Origin of the sequence: Paenibacillus woosongensis, from assembly GCF_030122845.1 — a bacterium.
In the GTDB taxonomy this organism is placed as follows: Bacteria; Bacillota; Bacilli; order Paenibacillales; family Paenibacillaceae; genus Fontibacillus; species Fontibacillus woosongensis_A.
Genome location: NZ_CP126084.1, coordinates 2,165,571 through 2,185,946, shown reverse-complemented (window position 1 = coordinate 2,185,946; position 20,376 = coordinate 2,165,571). Strand labels below are relative to the sequence as shown.

General features: G+C 49.0%; 20 protein-coding genes, 1 tRNA gene and 1 other annotated feature. Of the genes, 8 read left to right on the top strand and 13 right to left on the bottom strand.

Annotated elements, in window-relative coordinates; translation table 11 throughout:
- Positions 1 to 235: 235 nt before the first annotated feature.
- Complete coding sequence (locus QNH46_RS09875; RefSeq protein WP_283927936.1) at positions 236 to 502, bottom strand: hypothetical protein; 267 nt, start codon at positions 500 to 502, stop codon at positions 236 to 238.
- A gap of 90 nt (positions 503 to 592) precedes the next feature.
- Between QNH46_RS09875 and QNH46_RS09870 the strand changes: the two genes are divergently transcribed.
- The 3 genes from QNH46_RS09870 (at position 593) to QNH46_RS09860 (ending at position 4,495) form a co-directional block, all read left to right on the top strand.
- Complete coding sequence (locus tag QNH46_RS09870; protein ID WP_283927935.1) at positions 593 to 2,356, top strand: DEAD/DEAH box helicase; 1,764 nt, start codon at positions 593 to 595, stop codon at positions 2,354 to 2,356.
- 6 nt (positions 2,357 to 2,362) lie between these two features.
- Positions 2,363 to 3,298 carry a YqhG family protein gene (locus QNH46_RS09865; RefSeq protein WP_283927934.1) on the top strand — a complete coding sequence of 312 codons (936 nt, stop codon included), beginning with the start codon at positions 2,363 to 2,365 and terminating at the stop codon, positions 3,296 to 3,298.
- Between the two features lie 132 nt (positions 3,299 to 3,430).
- Positions 3,431 to 4,495 carry a hypothetical protein gene (locus tag QNH46_RS09860; RefSeq protein ID WP_283927933.1) on the top strand — a complete coding sequence of 355 codons (1,065 nt, stop codon included), beginning with the start codon at positions 3,431 to 3,433 and terminating at the stop codon, positions 4,493 to 4,495.
- A 78-nt stretch (positions 4,496 to 4,573) separates the two neighbouring features.
- Here QNH46_RS09860 and QNH46_RS09855 read toward each other — a convergent pair whose 3' ends face one another.
- On the bottom strand, positions 4,574 to 4,789 hold the full coding sequence (locus QNH46_RS09855) for a YqzE family protein (RefSeq protein WP_283927932.1): 216 nt from the start codon (positions 4,787 to 4,789) through the stop codon (positions 4,574 to 4,576).
- Between the two features lie 158 nt (positions 4,790 to 4,947).
- Here QNH46_RS09855 and QNH46_RS09850 point away from each other — a divergent pair, with 158 nt between their 5' ends.
- On the top strand, positions 4,948 to 5,631 hold the full coding sequence (locus tag QNH46_RS09850) for an N-acetylmuramoyl-L-alanine amidase family protein (protein WP_283927931.1): 684 nt from the start codon (positions 4,948 to 4,950) through the stop codon (positions 5,629 to 5,631).
- Here the strand turns inward: QNH46_RS09850 and QNH46_RS09845 are convergent.
- The 5 genes from QNH46_RS09845 to asd all read right to left on the bottom strand — a co-directional run bounded on the left by QNH46_RS09845 (position 5,618) and on the right by asd (position 10,890).
- Positions 5,618 to 6,508 (bottom strand): divergent polysaccharide deacetylase family protein, encoded by an 891-nt coding sequence (locus tag QNH46_RS09845; RefSeq protein ID WP_283927930.1) that lies wholly within the window; start codon positions 6,506 to 6,508, stop codon positions 5,618 to 5,620. The two genes, QNH46_RS09850 and QNH46_RS09845, sit on opposite strands and share 14 nt — an antisense overlap.
- A gap of 278 nt (positions 6,509 to 6,786) precedes the next feature.
- A tRNA-Leu gene (locus QNH46_RS09840) sits at positions 6,787 to 6,873 on the bottom strand.
- 139 nt (positions 6,874 to 7,012) lie between these two features.
- On the bottom strand, positions 7,013 to 8,242 hold the full coding sequence (sstT, locus tag QNH46_RS09835) for a serine/threonine transporter SstT (RefSeq protein ID WP_283927929.1): 1,230 nt from the start codon (positions 8,240 to 8,242) through the stop codon (positions 7,013 to 7,015).
- 147 nt (positions 8,243 to 8,389) lie between these two features.
- A complete protein-coding gene (locus QNH46_RS09830) occupies positions 8,390 to 9,520 on the bottom strand; it encodes an NAD(P)/FAD-dependent oxidoreductase (protein ID WP_283927928.1) in 1,131 nt (376 codons plus the stop codon).
- A gap of 284 nt (positions 9,521 to 9,804) precedes the next feature.
- Positions 9,805 to 10,890, bottom strand: coding sequence for an aspartate-semialdehyde dehydrogenase (asd, locus tag QNH46_RS09825; RefSeq protein ID WP_283927927.1), 1,086 nt, complete (start codon positions 10,888 to 10,890; stop codon positions 9,805 to 9,807).
- A gap of 107 nt (positions 10,891 to 10,997) precedes the next feature.
- Positions 10,998 to 11,262: a binding site (T-box leader), on the bottom strand.
- A 259-nt stretch (positions 11,263 to 11,521) separates the two neighbouring features.
- Between asd and xynC the strand changes: the two genes are divergently transcribed.
- Positions 11,522 to 13,198 carry a glucuronoarabinoxylan endo-1,4-beta-xylanase XynC gene (gene xynC / locus QNH46_RS09820; RefSeq protein ID WP_283927926.1) on the top strand — a complete coding sequence of 559 codons (1,677 nt, stop codon included), beginning with the start codon at positions 11,522 to 11,524 and terminating at the stop codon, positions 13,196 to 13,198.
- A gap of 160 nt (positions 13,199 to 13,358) precedes the next feature.
- Here xynC and QNH46_RS09815 read toward each other — a convergent pair whose 3' ends face one another.
- The 3 genes from QNH46_RS09815 to QNH46_RS09805 all read right to left on the bottom strand — a co-directional run bounded on the left by QNH46_RS09815 (position 13,359) and on the right by QNH46_RS09805 (position 15,773).
- A complete protein-coding gene (locus QNH46_RS09815; protein ID WP_283927925.1) occupies positions 13,359 to 14,135 on the bottom strand; it encodes a DUF4367 domain-containing protein in 777 nt (258 codons plus the stop codon).
- Between the two features lie 89 nt (positions 14,136 to 14,224).
- Positions 14,225 to 15,232, bottom strand: coding sequence for a DUF4367 domain-containing protein (locus QNH46_RS09810; RefSeq protein WP_283927924.1), 1,008 nt, complete (start codon positions 15,230 to 15,232; stop codon positions 14,225 to 14,227).
- Positions 15,198 to 15,773: an RNA polymerase sigma factor gene (locus QNH46_RS09805; protein ID WP_283927923.1), complete on the bottom strand. Its 576-nt coding sequence runs from the start codon at positions 15,771 to 15,773 to the stop codon at positions 15,198 to 15,200. Before QNH46_RS09805 ends, QNH46_RS09810 begins: the two co-directional genes overlap by 35 nt.
- Before the next feature lie 301 nt (positions 15,774 to 16,074).
- Here QNH46_RS09805 and QNH46_RS09800 point away from each other — a divergent pair, with 301 nt between their 5' ends.
- Positions 16,075 to 16,278, top strand: a complete 204-nt coding sequence (locus QNH46_RS09800; protein ID WP_430691901.1) for a helix-turn-helix transcriptional regulator — start codon at positions 16,075 to 16,077, stop codon at positions 16,276 to 16,278.
- Positions 16,279 to 16,280: 2 nt separating this feature from the next.
- Positions 16,281 to 16,640 (top strand): hypothetical protein, encoded by a 360-nt coding sequence (locus tag QNH46_RS09795; protein ID WP_283927922.1) that lies wholly within the window; start codon positions 16,281 to 16,283, stop codon positions 16,638 to 16,640.
- Here QNH46_RS09795 and QNH46_RS09790 read toward each other — a convergent pair.
- Positions 16,600 to 17,166: a hypothetical protein gene (locus QNH46_RS09790; RefSeq protein WP_283927921.1), complete on the bottom strand. Its 567-nt coding sequence runs from the start codon at positions 17,164 to 17,166 to the stop codon at positions 16,600 to 16,602. The two genes, QNH46_RS09795 and QNH46_RS09790, sit on opposite strands and share 41 nt — an antisense overlap.
- Here QNH46_RS09790 and QNH46_RS09785 point away from each other — a divergent pair.
- Positions 17,143 to 18,183: an NADH:flavin oxidoreductase gene (locus QNH46_RS09785; protein WP_283927920.1), complete on the top strand. Its 1,041-nt coding sequence runs from the start codon at positions 17,143 to 17,145 to the stop codon at positions 18,181 to 18,183. The two genes, QNH46_RS09790 and QNH46_RS09785, sit on opposite strands and share 24 nt — an antisense overlap.
- A 95-nt stretch (positions 18,184 to 18,278) precedes the next feature.
- Here QNH46_RS09785 and QNH46_RS09780 read toward each other — a convergent pair whose 3' ends face one another.
- Positions 18,279 to 18,977, bottom strand: a complete 699-nt coding sequence (locus QNH46_RS09780) for a stalk domain-containing protein (protein WP_283927919.1) — start codon at positions 18,975 to 18,977, stop codon at positions 18,279 to 18,281.
- A gap of 40 nt (positions 18,978 to 19,017) precedes the next feature.
- Positions 19,018 to 20,202, bottom strand: a complete 1,185-nt coding sequence (locus tag QNH46_RS09775) for a TolB family protein (RefSeq protein WP_283927918.1) — start codon at positions 20,200 to 20,202, stop codon at positions 19,018 to 19,020.
- Between the last annotated feature and the right edge of the window lie 174 nt (positions 20,203 to 20,376).

The window sequence follows — 20,376 nt, the reverse complement described above, 5'->3', positions numbered from 1 at the left end:
CATCTTTCCTCCTGCTGGACGCAAAAAAATGTCGGTAGCTGCGCAGATGCCACACCTGCACAAATACCGCCGATTCCTGTCTGTTCTCTAACCTTTTTCTTATTTATTCATTACCCTCATCCACATCACATAAACGATCTTTATATGTATAAATCACAATATGTAGTGGGCGAGTACCATTATACTATACAACATCTCGATATTACAGCTTGGCTTCCCTGAAAATTAAGGCAGATTAATGGCGTTTATCCCCCATGATCTCCTCTTTCCTTTGAATCCCTTTATATTTCGTTTCTTCCTTTGAAAAAGAACTGAAAACCATTCCATGCCATACCTGCATCCTCCCGCCAGCCGCTATGGCCTTAGCGTTGCCTATTTCCTGACATATCATCCTTATCTCAAGCCAGACCTGACGCCAGAATTTCAGCCAGCCCGTTCTTTCAAAATCAGAATTGCTCCGGAGCCAGATTGTGACATATTCCGACAGAATGCCAAGATACACAACCTCTCTCGCAGTTATGAATTTCTACTTATTCGTCCATACTACATCTACACAAAATTTAGAAGATGACAGAAAAGGGAGGTTTACATCATGAATCCGCACCCTCCAAATTCCCTGCATTCTTCCTTGCAGGCCGGTCCCCCCATCGAATTCAACCGCTCCTGGTACGAGGATTTGAACAGCCGCCTGGACAAGGGCGGGCCTTGGGACGACTGGAAGCTGTTTAACCTCGCCATGGAGGCAGAGAATGCCTCCCTCGTATCGAGCTTTGAAGAGATTCTCTGCCTCTCTCACATCCACGGAGTAAAGCCGCTCCCGCATCAGACAGAGACCGCCCGTAAGGTGCTGTTCGAAATGCGCGGCCGGGCGATCTTGGCCGATGAAGTGGGACTTGGCAAGACGATCGAAGCCGGACTGATTCTCAAAGAGTACATGATTCGCGGACTGGTCCGCAAAGCGCTGATCCTCGTTCCGGCCTCTTTGGTGCTGCAATGGGTGCGCGAGCTTAACCAGAAATTCGCCATCCCCGCCATAGCCCAGAAAAAACAGCATTCCTGGGATAACGATATCGTCGTCGCCTCCATGGATACGGCCAAGCGCGATCCGCATAAGGAAATTCTGCTGAACAACGAATACGATATGGTCATCGTCGACGAAGCGCACAAGCTGAAAAATAAAAAAACGACCAACTACCAATTCATGATCCAACTGCGCAAAAAATACTGTCTTCTGCTCACCGCCACGCCGGTTCAGAATGACCTCAGCGAGCTGTTCAATCTGATCAATCTGCTCAAGCCGGGCCAGCTCGGCGGGCAAGGCGATTTTGCCGCCAACTTCGTCGTCGATAAGCGGATCCCCAAAAATGAGGAGAAGCTCAAGGAAGAGCTCTCCAAGGTCATGATCCGCAACCGCCGCAGCGATGGCGACCTAGAGTTCACAAAGCGGATCGTCCGCAACATTCACGTCGAGCTCTCGCCCGAGGAGAAGCAATTATACGATGGCGTTACTTCCTTTGTCAAAGACCAATATCATGCAGCGGGTGGAGACCTGAGCAGCATGCTCTCGCTCGTCACGTTGCAGAGGGAGGTGTGCAGCAGCCGGGACGCCGTGTTCGTTACGCTTGTCAATTTATCGAAGAAGCTTGCCCCCGATTCCCCGCTTCGCGACCGCATCTGGGATTTGGTCGGCATCATCAAGACGATCCAGGCGAATAGCAAGGCTGAGAAGGCGATGGAGCTCATCCGGGAAATGAATGACAAAGTCATCCTGTTTACCGAATACCGGGCGACCCAGGAATATCTGCTGAAATATTTCCGCGAGCGCAACATGACGGCCGTGCCCTACCGGGGCGGCATGAACCGCGGCAAGAAGGACTGGATGATGGACCTGTTCCGCGGCCGGGCCCAGGTCATGATCGCTACCGAAGCCGGCGGCGAGGGAATCAATCTGCAGTTCTGCCACCAGATGATTAATTTTGATTTGCCTTGGAATCCGATGCGGGTCGAGCAGCGGATCGGCAGGGTGCATCGTCTGGGCCAGAAAAACGATGTAAAAATATACAATCTATCGACCAAAGGCACAATTGAAGAGCATATTCTTAACCTGCTGCACGAGAAAATCAATATGTTCGAAATGGTCATCGGCAGTCTTGATGTCATTTTGGAGCGTTTCGAGAAGGAGCATTCCTTGGAGAAGAGCATCTACAAAATTCTGCTGGAATCGCAAAACGACGAGGAAATTGCCAGCCGTGTTGCTTCCCTTGGCAATTCCTTGCATCAAATCAAGGATGAGCTGGGCAAGAACCCTGTGGACGATTCTTCAGGCGCCAATCTTACAGAACTTACGGGAGGCTGATGAACAATGACCATGACCATGGAGCAAATCCAGCAGTATGTGCTGGCTTATCTCGACATTACCGAGTGCCAGATCATGGAGAAATCGCCGCATCACGTAACCGTCAAACTGTCTCTTCAAGCGGACAAGGACTTGACCAACCGTCCTTACTACTGGAGCTTCATCGAACGTACGGGAGCCGAACCGCAGACGATGTCCTTCAAATTCGTCTTTGATGCAGAGCGCCATGATGCCGAACTAGCCGCAGCGGAGCAGGATGTGCCCAAGCCGCAGGAGGATCAAATCCTCGGACGCCATTACGGGGCCATCCGCCCTCTGCCCGTGCTTGGCCCGGCACGGATTCAGCGCGAGGATCTGGCCTTCGGCAGCCCGCGCCTGAAGCAAATATTCGACGCCGCGCTTCGGCGGGGCCGCTGCGTCTACCTGTTCGAGAGCGCCTCACCAAAGCAGCGGATGACCCTGCTGCCTGCGGCTTACGAACCATGGCTTGGTGTCAATTTCAAAATTGAGTTTTGCTGTGATATGAAAAGAGAAGAGATCCGCACGCTGGGCATTTCCCTGCTGACCGGGCACATCGACACCTCCTTCAGCTCCAGGCTGCAGTCCCTCTCCCTCGTCCCCCGGGTACCAGAGAACGTCCATATCGAGCCAACTAGGCTATCCTTAGCGGAGGGCCGCGATATGCTCGAGCAAATCATCCGGACAGCAATCGAGGCTTATGACCAGACCTGGGCCGAAGAAGCCAACGAGCGGCTTCAGGAGGAGCTGCTGCTCATCGACAGCTACTATACGGACCTGCTTCGCGATCCGGACAAGGAGAAGAAGAAGCTAGTTCAGGAGCAATACGAATCGCGCCGTGGTGAAATCCGCTGGCAGTACGAGCCGAGGATTGTCGTATCCGCAATAAACTGCGGCATCTTCCATTTGCGTCTGCGGCGATGACGAATAATTGACCCTTCTCGCTAAAAGACCGCAAAAATAGAAGCCGTCTCGGCCAAGCCCCCGCGACAGGTTGAGACAGCCTTCTTGGCGGCGCTCTTTTAAGATAGAGGCAAGTCAAACGTGATAAATTATATGAAAGCTGGTGATCGCTTGTCCATGTTCCGCTTTTCTTATAAAATAAGCCTGGTTTTGCTGCTGGGCCTGACTATCCTTGCTGCTCCCTTGCCAAGCCTGCAACATGTACAAGCCCACGCTCAGGAGGGCTTGCTCATTCCGCCGGACTCGTTTGTCATTGCTCAGGCAGCACCGGCTCCAGAGGAGGCCGTCCGGTTCGCCGAGCAATTGATCGGCAAGCTCTCCGCGAGCAAGCCGTTCACGGCTTGGAAGGAAGCCCGCCCGGAATTTCAGCCTCTGGGGCCTGGCATGCACGCGTGGCTTGTGACGCTAATCCAGGATGGCAAGCCCCTAGGCTATCTCATCCTCGGCGCCAAGCCGTCGGGCGGCTACGCCCTGATCGAATACGGCGCCGGGCCGGAGCCGCTGTTCGACACGGTAGCACTGCAGCGGTCGCTGACAGCAGAGAGCGGCGTGTCCGCTCACTCCGCCTCGCTCCCGTCGCATTCAGCAGCGCTCCAGGTCGAACAGCTCTACGCCGGGCCAACGCTCGCCGAATGGCGCATCATCGACAGGGCGGGCCAGGCCGCGGGCCTGCAAGTACAAGCAGCGACCCGTGGCGATTCGCTGCCCCTGCAGTACCGGGATGCCCGCAACGCTGATCCGCTGCCGGATAATGAATCCGTATGGCGGAGGCTGCTGGCCTCGCTGCCCCAACTGTCCTCGGCCATCGTTGCCAGCGGATCTTCGGCAGCCATTCCTGACCCGCCGACAATAACGGCTGACAGCTTTGACCCGAACGACAATCTGCTATGGCTGGCAAGCGACCAGCTTAAGCTCACAGCTTCCTCCTTAACCCAGGAGCTCCGCCAGCACAAAGCTCTCATCTTCGCAGCCCGCAGCGAAGACCGCAATTATACTCTGCCATTGCCCGTTTATGGCTATCAGACCTGGGAACAAGGAGACGATACCGCCGCTATTGAACATGTATATGTCATGACCGGCTCGGCCGCCTCCCCCCGCTTTATTGCTTTCGATGAACTAGCGAGAACAGGGCAATTTTACAACAGCACTGGCCAGTAAAAGCTGCAGAACCGCTAAACAGTAGCTCAGTACAATAAAGCCTGGAACTTAGCTTCATTCGCTTAAGCTCCAGGCTTTTCAATTTTTATTACGGGTTCGCACGCCTTTCCCTTTTCTGCCGATATGCGCCGTCTGTCCCCACCACATGCCAAGACTGAATGGAATCATCCCGAACCACCTGCGGCTCCAAGGCTCCTTCCCCTTGGCCTGACTGCGCCGGACATCCTTCGGTGTCTCCATATAATTTACGACTCGTTCGGTAATGTATTTGACCAGTTCGTCGCCCTTAGCCATGTTGCAGCTCTCCTTTGTTATGGGAATCGTCGGCATATTTCTGTTTACGATTAGTCTGCACCGTTTATCTTCACCATAAACCTTCTCCACCACGGAATGTATGTTTTTTCATATTATGGCTCATTCTAAATTACAAACATCCCGGTGGAGGTGAATCCATGAGACGCAAATGCCTTTCCCTGCTTGCAATAATTTTTGCTTTCAGCAGTTTGTACGGCACAAGCGTAATCGCTGGGGATCATACCTTCCGGTACGCTTTTCCCCAGCCCGTCATTCTCATCGATGCAGGACATGGCGGAATCGACGGCGGCACTTCATATGGCGACATCCTGGAGAAGGACATCAATTTAGAAATTGGCCGCCGCCTTTATGTCATACTTCGCAGCCATGGATATCGAGCGATTCTAAATAGGACTGGCGATTATGCGCTAAGCGACGATAACCGCTGGCTGCGAAATCGTTCGCGTCACATCCGTGATTTGGCCCAGCGCAAGCAGTTAAGCGAAGAGCTTCCGTCGGAAATCGTCGTCAGCCTTCACGTAAACTGGGGCAGAAACAGAGCAAAACGCGGGCCAATTGTACTTCACCAGAACGAAGGCCGCAGTGCCATACTAGCATTCTCAATCCAGAACTCCCTGGACAGCCTGTATGCCGCTTCATCCTTACCTCAAGTCGGCAAGCCTTTTTATCTGCTGAATCATGTGGATTGCCCCGCCGTCATCGTGGAAACTGGCTTTCTCAGCAACGCCGAAGACCGCGCCATGCTTATCAGCACACGCGGTCAACAGAAAATTGCCGAGGCCATTTATGGCGGAATCGTCCAATATTTTACGGCAATATGATCCCGCCTCCCGGCCATTGTCCGGGAGTTTTTACATCGCGGGCCATTTCCGAAATACCTACGAATTCAATGCCCTGCCCTTGAAGCTTGGGAATATATTTTTTTATCACCGCGGCCGTCTTCTTCCCTTTGGTTCCTACATGGCCGATCGTTACGCATTTTCCTTCGGCATGCACCTGCTCTGCGACTTTGTCCATCTGCCGGGAAATATGAGCCTCTGTATGCACATCATCAAGAAAAATATCGTTCTTGATTTGCGGCATGCCTTTCTGCTTGCATAATTTAAAAATGATGGATCGATAATTCGTACGGCTATCGACGAAAAATAACCCCCGCTCGCGGCATACATCCAGGATGATGGACATTACGCGCTCATCCCCGGTTACTTTAGATCCCATATGATTGTTGATTCCGATCGCATAAGGAACGTTGTCGATGGCGGCTTCCACGTTCTTCCGTACTGCCTCGTCGCTCATTTCAGTGAGAATCGCTCCGGGGCCCAGCCATCTCGTTGGTCCCTGCTTCGGCTCCAATGGAAGGTGAATCAGCACATCATGCCCGACTTCGTGAGCCTTTCGCGCATCCGCTTCCGTCGTTGGCAGAAAAGGCATAACTGCTACGGTTACCTTGACTGGCAGGGCCATTATTTCCTCGGTACCCTGCATTCCGTTGCCCAGATCATCGATAATGACCGCCAGCTTTTTACCTTTTGCCGATTGTCTGCCCTCATCCTTTATAAGCTGAGCCGCAGGTTTGGAAATTGATGCGATCTGCCCTGCCGCTGCAAGCCCAGGCAACATATTGAGGGAACTTAAGCTTAGCAATAAACAACAACATATTTTCCCGAAAACCCGCCAATTTGCCGTATTTCGATCCATGTTCACCCTCCTTAGCATTTTCACTTGCCGTGATCGCTCCGTTTCCTTAACGTCTTTCCTATTATGACTGTCCATGTCCCGATTATTCGCCGCATGCATATTGTTTCTCTGCTGGCAAATCGTTGCATCCATGATGAAGCTAATATTCAGAGGCTAGCAGGTCGAAGGCAATCGGCCAAAGCAGAGAACGCTGCGAATGGACTTTGCAAATCCCAAATATACAAAAAAGCTCCTGATTCTCCACAGAAGAAAATCAAGAGCTTGTTTCATTGTTAGGTTGGTGCGGTCGAGAGGACTCGAACCTCCACGGGGGTAAGCCCACACGGACCTGAACCGTGCGCGTCTGCCAATTCCGCCACGACCGCTTAAGATAGTCACCGCGGGAGCCAATCTCCCGAGCAACAAAATAAATGTTACCATGTTACTGAACTCGAGTCAATTATTATTTTCGCATCCCCTAATTTCTGCAACAAAGAAGCAGGGGCACATACGCCCCTGCTTTATCTAGGCACTAATACTAGCACTATTGGCTTCTTTTCGTTTTTTGGCATATTCGGCCGTAGCCGTAAATAGTACGTCAGAGGATGAGTTCAACGCCGTCTCAAAGGAATCCTGCAAAACGCCGATGATGAAGCCTACACCCACGACCTGCATAGCGATGTCATTGGATATGCCGAACAGGCTGCAGGCCAAAGGAATGAGCAGCAGCGACCCGCCGGCAACGCCCGAAGCCCCCGCAGCGGATACGGCGGACAGGACGCTGAGAATCAGCGCTGTGCTGAAGTCCACAGGAATGCCAAGCGTCTGGACGGCCGCTAGCGTTAAGACGGAAATTGTAACTGCCGCCCCCGCCATATTAATCGTAGCCCCTAATGGGATGGACACCGAATATGTGTCCGGATCCAGCTTTAATTTTTCGCATAAGCGCATATTAATAGGAATGTTTGCCGCAGAACTCCGGGTGAAGAATGCCGTTATCCCGCTTTCCTTCAGACAGCTTAACACGAGAGGATAGGGATTTTCACGCGTGTTCACATATACGATCAATGGATTAACGACAAGCGCTACAAAGAGCATACATCCAATAAGCACGAGCAGTAATTTCCCGTAACTAAGCAAGGACGAAAGCCCGCTGGTTGTAATGGATTCAAACACAAGGCCCATGATCCCAAGCGGCGCAAATTGTATAACCCATCTGACGATTTGCGTTACGGCATCCGATAAATGCGTGAGCATGCTTTTCGTGTGATCATTGGCCCCTTTTAAAGCAGCCCCAAGCAGGATCGCCCAAGCTAGAATACCGATATAGTTAGCGCTCATCAGAGCATTGACCGGGTTGTCTACAATCTGAAAGAGCAAATTGTTCAGTACTTCAACAATACCTCCGGGGGGAGTCAGCTCTAACGCATCCGTTACTAGAGACAGCTTTACCGGAAAAATAAAACTAGCCCCGACAGCGGTAACCCCTGCCAAAAAAGTACTTAAACCATATAGAGCGATAATCTTCTTCATGTTCGTCTGGCGCCCTTTTTGATGATTGGCTATCGCAGACATCACCAGCAGCAGCACCAATATGGGTGCAACCGCCTTAAGCGCGGAAATAAACAAGGTACCAAACATAGCGATTCCTGCAGCCTTTGGAACGGATAAGGCCAAAATAACCCCGAGTATAATCCCCGCAAAGATTCGTTTTACGAGACTTAGTTTATTCCACCTGAGCATAAGTGTCTTCATTGTTATTCCTCCGGGTATGCATGATGAGTATATAATTTGCACCGCCTTGACGCTTTAACGAGGCATAGCGCTAGTTTACCACGCCTCTGACCGTCTGTGAATACTTGGAAATAATTGTGCGAATTTCTTCATATATACCCAAGCGGGTTATTGGCCAATGGCCCCTTCTACCTTGTAATTCTCCAGAGCAATATCGGTATCCAGTCCGAGAACCAGCTTGGCCAATTGGTATCCGATATAAGGCCCCATCGTTAAGCCCGATGCGCCCAAGCCGTTGGCCACGAAGATGCCCCGCCAGCCGGGCAAAGCGCCAATCACTGGCAGAAATCCCGGAGTGAACGGACGAAAACCGACTCTTGCCTCCATATAGGTGCTGTCAGCCAACCCCGGCGCATACGCCAGCGCTTTACTGAACACCTCTTGCAGACCACCTGCCGTAATACGGGTGTCGAAGCCTTGCGGGTCGTTTTCATGGGTTGCACCAATTACAATCCGGTTATTGTCAAAGGCCAGGATATACTGATCTCCGGGCGGCATGACAACCGGCCAGCTGCCCGTATCCATATCCGGATATGCCAAGTGAACGATCTGCGCTTTTTGGAAGGTCGCTTTGAATTCTACCCCTAACGGTTCGAGCAGCGGATTAATCCACGCGCCGGCACATACGACGACGGCGTCGGCATGGATCAGCTCATCCCGGCCATCCCGGATTCGTACTCCTGTAACCAAGCCGCCGGCAAAGCAAAGCTCCGCTTCCCCGTTCAGCAGTACGGCGCCCTTTCTGATCGCAGCGCGGAGCAGCGCATCCCGGAGCGCGCGTCCATCGACGCGGGCGGCCCCGCCGATATGCAGCGCGGCGTAGTCATCGGCGAGCGGCGGAAATAAACGCTTCACCTCATTAGGGGTGAGCAGCGTAATGTCGCCCATCTCGGGGGCATCATGCTTGCGCAGCTCGGCACGTTTTTGCAATTCAACCAGCTTGTCCTGTTCCTTATGGATGCGAAGCGCCCCGACACGCGCATAGCCGGTTTCGGTCTCTCCGTCTCTCTCCAGCTCCTCGATCAGGGCCGGATAGAAACGTGCCCCTTCCCTGGCCAATTTATACCAGGCCTGGTTGCGCCGCTGGGAAATCCACGGGCAAATGATGCCGGCTGCGGCGTCCGTTGCCTGTCCCAGGTCTTTCCGGTCGACAATGGTCACCTCCGCTCCGCTTTTAGCCAATTGGTACGCCGTAGAAGCGCCTAAAATCCCCCCGCCGATCACGATAAACTTTTGCATGCAACAACTTCCTTTTGTTTGAGGTAAATGTGTAAATTTTGTAATTCTAGTATCTATTCTAGCTCAATTGAGGCAAATCACGAAAAAAGCTGGATTTCATGTATCTAAAACTTGGTTTTCAGCTTTGTTAGCCTAGAAGCCTCAGTTTAATGACATGAAATCCAGCTAATTGTATATTCAAACGTCGAACGTGGTTTTAAATACAACCAACCCATTTAGGGGACAGCCCCTACGCTTCACCGAAGCTCAATGGGCCCATTTTTCCAAAAGGACGGGCAAATTAATTACTTCGGCTGAATATAGCCTTCGGCTTTAAGCAGCTCTGCGATCAGTACAGCGCCCCCGGCCGCTCCGCGCAACGTATTGTGTGATAAGCCTACAAATTTATAATCGTAGAGCGAATCCTCGCGCAATCTGCCCGTTGAAACGCCCATGCCCTGCTCGATGTCGCGGTCGAGTCCGGTTTGCGGTCTGTTTTCTTCTTCAAAATAAGTGATGAACTGCTTCGGTGCGCTTGGCAGGTCAAGCTCCTGCGCTCTCCCTTTGTATTGCTGCCAGCGCGCAATGATTTCCTCTTTGGAAGGCTTGTTTTTGAACGATACAAACACCGTTGCCAAATGTCCGTCCGTTACGGGCACGCGGATACATTGCGTCGTGATCAGGGGAGCGCTAGCTTTAACGATTTGACCATCGTCAACCCGGCCCCAGATGCGCAGCGGCTCCTGCTCGCTCTTTTCCTCTTCCCCACCGATATAAGGAATGACGTTGTCCAGCATTTCCGGCCAATCGGCAAAATTTTTGCCGGCTCCAGAAATCGCCTGATACGTCGACGCGACCACAGTTGTCGGTTCAAAATCCAGCAGGGCATGCAGAGCAGGCACATAACTCTGGATGGAACAATTCGGCTTAACGGCGATAAACCCGGTTTCCGTTCCAAGCCGTTTGCGCTGTGCAGCAATGACTTCAAGATGCTGCGGATTCACTTCAGGAATGACCATCGGCACGTCAGGTGTCCAGCGGTGAGCCGAGTTATTGGAAATGACAGGGGTTCCCGTCTTCGCATAAGCCTCTTCCAGAGCTTGAATCTCTTCCTTCTTCATATCCACCGCGCAAAATACAAAATCGACCCCAGAAGTAACCTCTTCTACTTTCGCTGCGTCCTGAACAACGATGTTTTTTACGCTGTCAGGTATTGGCGTGGACAGCTTCCATCTGCTTTGCACGGATTCTTCATAGGTTTTCCCTGCGGAATTTGCGCTAGCCGCAATCGCCGTCACCGTAAACCAAGGATGCCCATCCAGCAGCTGAACAAACCGCTGACCAACCATCCCCGTACCGCCAACAATGCCTACTTTTAATTTTTCTCCCATCTGATATCCATTCCTTTCCATATGCGTTTGATCTGTACCCGGAACGATCCTATCCTATTTCTCCCGAGAATTTAAAAAAATCCCACCCCCAAGACGATTCGATCCGTCTTGGGGGCGAGATTTGTATGCCCGCGGTACCACCCCAAATTCGTTAATATGTCGCCATATTAACCTCTTCAAGTACAACATGCCCATTTGCACGCTTATACTCTAGCTCTGTAACAGGAGCTCCTGGCACACCATCCTGACAATCATCGTTCCGATGTGCTGCTCAGAGTCTTTTTTCAATAAAGAAATGCTTTGCTCCTTTCCAGCAATCGGAGCTCTCTGTAAAAGATTTCATTTATCTACTCGTCTCATCATCGCATTTAAATATTGCGATTATATTACCAAATAACTGCCCTTACGTAAACCCATTTATGAAAAATAGGCTGTGAAGTGCTACAAATGTGAAGGCCGTCTTTTAAGATATTTAATATTAAATTACCATATTAGCAGGAAAATGTAAATTTATCACTAATAAAGTAATCAGGCATATATTATTGATTTTGCCAATGGAAAAGGAGGTCGTCAGAACACGAATACAGCCGAATACCGACAAACCATATTATTTTGAGAGGAGACGAAGATCATGTTTTCACGTGTAAAAAAGTCAATTCATGTATTCTTGGCATTCGTAATTACGCTGCCGCTGATGTTAACCCTGCCAGCGATTACTGAAGTTTCGGCAGCAAGTGACGCAGTCATTAATTTATCAGCAGAAAAACAAACGATTCGCGGTTTTGGAGGCATGAACCACCCGGCATGGATTGGAGATTTGACAGCGGCGCAAAGAGAAACCGCTTTTGGTAATGGACCGAATCAATTAGGTTTTTCGATAGTAAGAATCTATGTAGACGACAATCGAAATAATTGGAACAGAGAAGTAGCGACTGCAAAAAGAGCGATTGAACATGGCGCATTAGTCATTGCTTCGCCATGGAATCCTCCAAGTGACATGGTTGAGACCTTCAACCGCAATGGGAATACAAATGCAAAACGACTGAAATACGATAAGTACGCGGCATACGCGCAGCACCTTAACGATTTCGTTTCATACATGAAGAATAACGGCGTCGATCTCTATGCTATTTCTGTTCAAAATGAGCCGGATTACGCGCATGATTGGACATGGTGGACGCCACAAGAAATGCTTCGCTTTATGAAAGAAAATGCCGGATCCATTAATGCCCGAATTATCGCACCCGAGTCTTTTTCTTATCTTAAGAACATGTCAGACCCGATTTTGAACGATCCACAGGCTCTTGCTAATATGGATATTCTTGGCGCCCACACTTATGGCACTCCGTTCAGCAATTTCCCTTATCCTCTTTTCAAGCAAAAAGGAGCGGGAAAAGAGCTTTGGATGACGGAAGTCTATTACCCGAATAGTGACAATAATTCGGCGGATCGCTGGCCCGAGGCATTGGACGTGGCATATCATATCCACCACAATATGGTTGACGCAGAATTCCAGGCCTATATCTGGTGGTACATTCGCAGGCAATACGGCCCTATGAAAGAGGATGGTAATATCAGCAAGCGCGGATATGCGATGGCTCATTACTCGAAATTCATTCGCCCCGGTTATGTAAGGGTTGATGCAACCAAGAACCCTGATACCCATGTTTTCACTTCTGCCTACAAAGGCGACAACAAGCTTGTTATTGTTGCGGTTAACAGAGGCACTACAGCGGTAAACCAAAACTTTGTCTTGCAAAATGGGACGGCTTCGAGCGTATCAAGATGGATTACGAGCAGCAGCAGCAATCTGACAGCCGGAACACCACTGGATGCCTCAAGCGGCTCCTTTTTCGCCCATCTTCCTGCCCAGAGCATTACAACCTTTGTAGCTGAACTCGGCAGCGGCAGCGGTAACGGCGGCACCACCTATGAAGCGGAAACAAACGCAACATTATCCAACGCGGTCGTAGAGACTCTTTATTCAGGTTATAACGGTGCAGGGTATGTCAACTTTAATGCATCTACCGATGCGAGCATTCAGTGGAATAGTATCTACTGTGCTGTTGCAGGAACTAAAAACGTGAAGTTCAGATACGCACTCGAAAGCGGATCAAGAAATCTAGATGTCTACGTTAACGGAACAAAAGTAGTGAGTAATACTGCCTTTGCAGCGACTGGAAATTGGGCAACCTGGGGCGAGAAAACGATCCATGTCCCTATGAATGCCGGAACCAATACTTTAAAAGTAGTCACTACCGGTACGGAAGGCCCGAACATCGATAGCATACATGTCTCGGCGCAGTAGGCTCATTTTTGAAGAAACAGAGAAGTTTGCCTGCTATTAAAGCAATCATGTATTTGGGACTGCTATTGGACCTATTCTCCAAGAAATGGCTCCAATAGCAGTCATTTAACTGGGCCGATTCATTTGTTTTGTATAGATGGTGGGGTACGATCCTATCGCTCTATTCCTGCAGAATACTTTCCGCAATCGTGACGAGATCTTCTTTCGCCAGAGGGCTTTTCTTATAGGTAGCAATCTCGTACTCCAGCTGGTTTTCCGCATCCTCCCAGATGAGCTTGGTCGAGTAGACAGCATTTGAACCCGTAGAATAGATCGCCTCGATTCCGTCTATATGCAGCTTTTCAAATTTCTCGCCCTTCCCTGGTACGCGCGTACTTTCTGTAATTAGCGGCTGAATTCTTTTGGCGCTGATTCGAATGATATCCTTCCCTTTCGCGAAGACAATGGCCGCTTCCCCGGCTTCGCTCCAATTTACCTTTTTAGCGTAATATTTTTTCCCTTTTGCTTCCGCTTTGAGTTCATCTAACAAAATTTGATACCCTTCACTAAGAAAGTGAAAGTATGGAGGTATGATTTCCCCCGATTGAAAAACATATCCTTCCGGAAGCCATTCCGGCTGCTGTAAATCCGGCGCTTTGTGTTTGATTGACAGCTGTGTATATTCTTCGTGATCTAAACTCGTTATGGAGCGGTACGTATAATTTAATATATTGTTAACACCGTCATACATGACCCTTAAACCGCCTTGCTCATCCACTTTGTTGAATATTGCTTCCGCCTCTTTTTTCTGCAGCTCAAGATTGTTTTTGCTCGAAGCTGCCTTTGTCGCAGGTTTCTTCACCGGTTTGGCAGCAGCTTCCGCATGGATTCCACTTGCTGAGCTTAGCGCTAGCAGGATGCTTACAGTGGCGATCATCGTTTTTGTCGTAAGGTTCATGAGTAAATCTCCTTTCGGCCAGACAGGCACATGGTTTGTTTACTTGTATAACGCCCGAACCTTCTGGAAAGGGACACTCCGGAACAAAGTCATTTCAACGCGCTCTCTACAATGCGGACAAATTCAGATTTGGACAGAGTGCTTCTTTGGTTATCGTAAATGGAATAAAAGACCTCAGCCTCCTCATCCAGCCATTCCAATTTGTGCTTATAGTGGGCTTCCGCTACCTCCTCCGTCTTCGCTTCCATATAAACCATCTCTTGTCCGCCTGCTGTCAGCTTCTCCACGAACACGCCTTCGGGATGCATCGTTGTTACCGAAGATGGGCTCTTCTTCCGCACATAAGCATTGATATTGATTGTATCCTCCCCATTGGCGTATCTCGCATTTGCACTGCCGGCTGTATTCCAGGACAGCGGTTTGATGAACAATTTGGAGTCACTGGTGGAGGTCTCAGCCATACGGATAAATTCCGGCTCCAGCCTTTTCAGATTTTCTAGACTGGCCTCCCCTTCCATCACACTGGGAAATACATTCCCCGCTTCGAAGGAGAACCCTTGCGGCAAGTATTTGGGTTTCAAGAAAAGCGGTCCCTTTGTCATTTCAAGCTGCTTCTCAAATGCCTCATAACTGCTGTGCTCCAACGGCTTATATACGGTTTGAACCTTATTTCCGCTGTCGTAAGCATTCAGCGTATCGTCATGGACATAGTAGGCCACGAGTTCACCTGGCTTAAGCATCCCTAAGACATGCTCTCTATAGGCAGACCTCATTTCATGATAAGTCTTGGCATGGGGAGTAAACGCATCTTCCCTGATTTCCTTGGTTTCAACAATCACTTCGCCTTTGGGGTTCAATATTTGCACATACCGGGAAGCCGCGAGGCCTGTTAAAGAGGTCAGCACAATAATGAGGCTGGCGAGCATGACTACGGCTCCCGTCTTACGCCGAACTGTTTTTTGGCCGCTGCTCCGTTCATGGATTTCCCGAACCCGGTTCATAACGCTCAGGCGTACATCGATGGTATCCTGAGCCTCTGCGGTCAGAAGCTCCTTTAGCGTTTCATCTTGAAGAATAGTGCCGCTCTTTCGCATCATACCCCGCTCCCCCTTTCTGCTCCATCAGCCTCTGCAGCTTCACCTTCAACCGGCCGTATTTTTTCTTGACCGCTTCCGTGCTTTTTCCTGAAATTTCTCCAATCTCGGCAAATGACTTCTCTTCAAGCGCCCGTAATATTAGCAAACTGCGCTCCTCCGCGCTTAAGGATGTTATGGCGGACGCAAGCGGCTCTCCGAATAATCGGCTGGTTATCGTTTGTTCCGCGCTTTCGGCAACCGTATTCTGCCGGAACCAGCTCTGAAATTTATGCTGGACACTGCGCTTGCGAAGCAGATTTAGACAATGGTTATGGGCGATCTTATACAGCCAGGATGAAAAGCTGCCGCTGGGCTCATACATTCCAATTTTTTCGAACCCTTTGACCAGAATGTCCTGCACCGCATCCTCCGCTTCTTGCCGATTCCCCAGCATACGGCTGCAATAGCGAAAAATCGGTGCCTGGAATGCTTCAACGATATGTACATATTGATTAATTTCGCCCGCTTTGACTTCCATGACGCATTTTTCCACAAACTCCATTAACCGGCCCTCCTCTCTATCTACTGTATAACACTTAAGCAACAGGAAAAGGGACATGAATAGCGGCACCCATAATAATAAAAAATCACCCTGATACTTGATCTGCCCCAAGGTCAGAGTGATACAATTTTTTTCATCGAAATTACCGAAGGTGCGAAACTAGGGGCTGTATCCATTTGGCAAGAATAAACTTACAAAAAAATCAATAACCAAAAAAGTAAAGTTAACTTTACTTTTTTGGTTAGTTGTGGTTATAATAAATGTATATAAAACTTTACTTTATTTGAAGGGAGGGCACTATTTGATTACAAACAAAGTACAAGAATATCGTAAAGAATTCGGGTTAATTCAAGAGGAACTAGCAAGAGCCCTCAATGTAACTCGCCAGACCATTGTTGCCATAGAAAATAACAAATTTAATCCCAGCTTGGAACTAGCATTTAAAATATCTAAGTTTTTTAATCAGCCTATTGAAGAAATTTTCACTTATACGAAGGAGGAATGAGAATGCAAACTGAATATCTTTTTATGGCAATTGCTTTTATTGTTGCGGCACTTGTGCCATATTTTTTTAAACGGAGACTGCGCAAAAAAACAGGCCTCCCAGAAACGGATGAACGGGTTCTCCATCAGTTTCAAAAATTCACACTGTTCATTGTATGTATTATCAGCATAATTGGCGTATTAGCTTTGGGTATTTACACATTACTTGGCCACGATACCCTACAACATCTGGTTGTTTCTGTTACTGCTTATACTCTCACTAAGCGTAGGTGCGTTTTTATCAAAACGTTAAGAAGAGAGGGATCCCCTCTCTTCCAGCAATTTAACAGAACAAGTCCATTGCAGAACTACAACCCCAAGTAGCAATGGCTGCATAAATTATAGCGCAACCAAGACCAGGAAGCCCGCCAGCCAGTGCAGCTAGTGCGCAAAGCTCAGCCATGCCATAACCGCTCATCAAACCACACATTGTTCCAACGTATTCTCGGCATGAAGCCAAGCTGGTTATCGTCGATGTCGATTTTTGATCTTGTACTCCTGCTAATTGAGTAAATTCCACAGTATTAATATCCACTTCCTTATTTGTCATTAGATCAATTAATCTACCATCGGTAGTAATTTTAAACTGTTGTACTTTTTGGGAACTGGAAATAGTAAAAATCTGATTGCCATTTACATCAGTTGTGAATGAAAAATCAGCATGTGCAAATATCACTCCCGCAGTTAAGTCAACCCCATAATTTCCGCACTGCATTTGCTTTACTGGAGCAATAATTTTTTGTTTAGTTTTGACCGTATAGTCAATAATAAATCGGAAGGTTAAGTCATAAAGTTTCTCATTAATATTACTGTTGGAGGTAATAGTATGAATGATATGCAGTCCGTTCAATCGTTATTTGAGCCATTTCCCTTTGGGGGTACGACACTATCGAATCGCATCGTGATGGCACCGATGACAAGACAATTTTCTCCCGGTGGGATTCCGGGCTCGGATGTGGCTGCTTATTATCGCCGCAGGGCTGAAAACGCTGTAGGGCTTATCATTACCGAAGGGACAGTGATTAATCATCCAGACTCATCCAATCAAAGCAACGTGCCGCATTTTTTTGGCGCAGATGCCTTGGACGGTTGGGCAAACGTAGTGACTGAGGTACATAACGCAGGCGGAAAGATTATACCTCAGATCTGGCATATGGGGGCCCGAGGCCACGTCAATGATTACTCCGAATCAGATATTGAGGCGATGATCCAAGCCTTCTCTCAGGCAGCATTTGAAGCGAAGCGTTTGGGATTTGACGGTATCGAACTTCACGGCGCGCACGGATATTTAATAGACCAATTTTTCTGGGAGGAAACGAATCAGCGTACGGATCAGTACGGAGGGGACTTTGTAGAACGTACCCGGTTTGGGGCAGAGGTCATCTCAGCTTGCCGTCTTGCTGTGGGCCCCGATTTTCCGATCGTGCTGCGGTTCTCGCAGTGGAAAGGAACGGATTACACTGCCAAATTAGTGAAGACGCCAAATGAGCTGGAAAGGTTCTTAGCCCCCTTGGTTGACGCAGGCGTTGACATATTCCACTGCTCCACTCGCCGATTCTGGGAACCTGAATTCGAAAATTCTAATCTGAACCTTGCTGGCTGGACAAAAAAACTGACGGGGAAACCGACAATTACCGTAGGCTCGATTGGTCTGGATCGTGATGTGACGAGCTTCTTTACTGAAGGAAAGGGAGCCAGTCTTAGTCGAGTCGACGAATTAATCGAAAGACTTGAACGCGAAGAATTCGATCTGGTAGCCGTAGGGAGGGGATTATTAGCTGACCCTGCTTGGGCCAGTAAGCTCCGCGAAGGCAGAATTGACGACTGGGTTCCTTTTGATCCCGAACAAGTAAAGAAATTGTATTGAGATTGTTATTGAATGTATCTTCTCACATATAATCGCCAGAATGCCCCCTGATCACAAGTTCATCAGGGGGCATCTTCTTTATTATTAGTTGTTCCTTAATCCAGTTTACCCACACTCACAGCGACCTGCTCGATTTGGCTGCTGCTCAGGGAACCGTCTGGGGAGCTAATCGTCACCGTCCGGTCATCCAGTTGAAAACCCAGCATCGGCGTACCGGAAGGTGAATACCACTTCGCGATGACGCCATTGGATAACTTGACCTCCTTGGATGCATAGTCGGTGGAATAATCCCGTGGCGACACAACAACAGTCATATGCTCAAAGATCAAATGGACTCCATCATCGGTAGCTGCCGCTTTAACGTAGCTGTCGTTTGCGGTCATTTGCTTAGGAGCATAGGCTGTCTCGAAGGATTCGAAAGTGGCGTAAGCCTTTTTGATCACCTTAATCTGTGCTTCACTATAATTGATAGTTATCAATTCACTTGCTGGCTGATTATCCCCGCCTTGTTTCGTTTCCAACCGAATTTGCTGGCTGGCGGCATCGAACTCTACATTGATTCCAGCTATGTTGGAAATGGCCCGCACCGGCAAATACGTCGTATTTTGATAGGTGATGGGCAACAGCTTTTTGCCATTACTGTCTGTTAAAGATTGTACGGCTCCGTTTACTTTAAAGCTAATTCCGTGATTCAGATAAGCGCTGATCTTCTCCAGCTTGCTTCCGGCATATACACCGGCGGTTCCCGATAAAGTCATTCCCAATACAATGAGGGAGATAAGCTTTTTTTTCATAACGATCTCTCCTTTTTCTTCTCTTTTTTTCCGAACATAATCATGGTTTGAAATCGACAATATATGTTACGACAAGCTTCTCATTGTCATCCACAGTGATGCCGAGCCTTGTACCAGAAGGGTTCCAGCTTAGCGGATACGTCGGGTAGTACGATAATCCTAGCGGCGATACCTTGCCGGAGACAGTATCAAAAATATAGATACCATTCATGCCGCCCTGATCCTCGGTATAGACCGCGAAGGCTAGCTTGGAAGAATCGGGGGACCAGGATTGATCCGACACTACATCACCTTTACCGATCTGTAAGCCTTGCACATGACCACTCGTATCATAGATGAGCAGGTTCTCTTCTTCCTGCCCGTCGCGTCTTGAGGTAACGGCAATCCGCTGACTGTCAGGAGACAGGCTCATGGCAGAGATATCCTTGGCTAGCACGGTTGGCCGAGCTTGTGTGGGGGTGAAGCTTTTCAGGCGGTTTTTGGCATCTGTGTAATATATTTTCCCATTACCCACAGCAAATTGGGATTGGATGAAGTAATCTACTTCGGAATCCTGTAACTTGATCTTTGTCCGGGTACCGTCCACGGAAATCTTCCATATCACCCCTAAGTCCTCCACCGAGCCGGCGGCCAGAATATAGGAGTCATTATTGAGCCAACCGCCCACTTCTATATAATTATCAACCGTGACTTCACGCCGTTCACCTGTAGCCATATTTTCGATCGCATTCTCGACCGTATATTTGTTCTTCCAGGTCTGAATGAAGCTGTATTTCCCATCCGGCGATAAGAATGATTTGATAACTTCACCGGGACTCGCTCCTGGTTGCTTCGCAATGCTCTGTCGCTGTCCTGACTCCAGATCCAAACGGAACTGACGGTGGCTATATTGCGCTCCCTCCGTAGCAGTCGCCTCCTTCTCCAATGCGGTCACTTCGATCTCCAGTTCATCGTCTGAAAGCCATTTTTCTATATTTGCACCTTCAATCCGGTGTATACGCTGCACGGCAATTCCCTGCTCAGCAGGCGGTTTGCCCTCTTTGACTACAGTCAGTTCACGTTTTCCTCCTCCCGTCTCGGCGCTGCTGAGGCTTCCTACATCGGGCGTACTGCGAACCGGTGCTGTTCTTCCCTCCTGCGCTGCATTACAACCCGATATCATGCCGGCTGACAGCAAGGTCGCTGCAAGCAGTCCGGCGATATAGTTCCTTCTGTTCATCTTCATCAAGGCCCTCCTTCTCAAAATGTAATTCATACCCCGGCCGTTTGATCCGGTTGTGCGGTTGTGGTCTGCTTCATCTGCTGCAAGCTCCTCCATCACCCTTAGTATAGAGAGACAATATTTCGTAAAAATATCTGGCTTGTAACGAACTTGTAAACAATCCGTAAATCACTATTG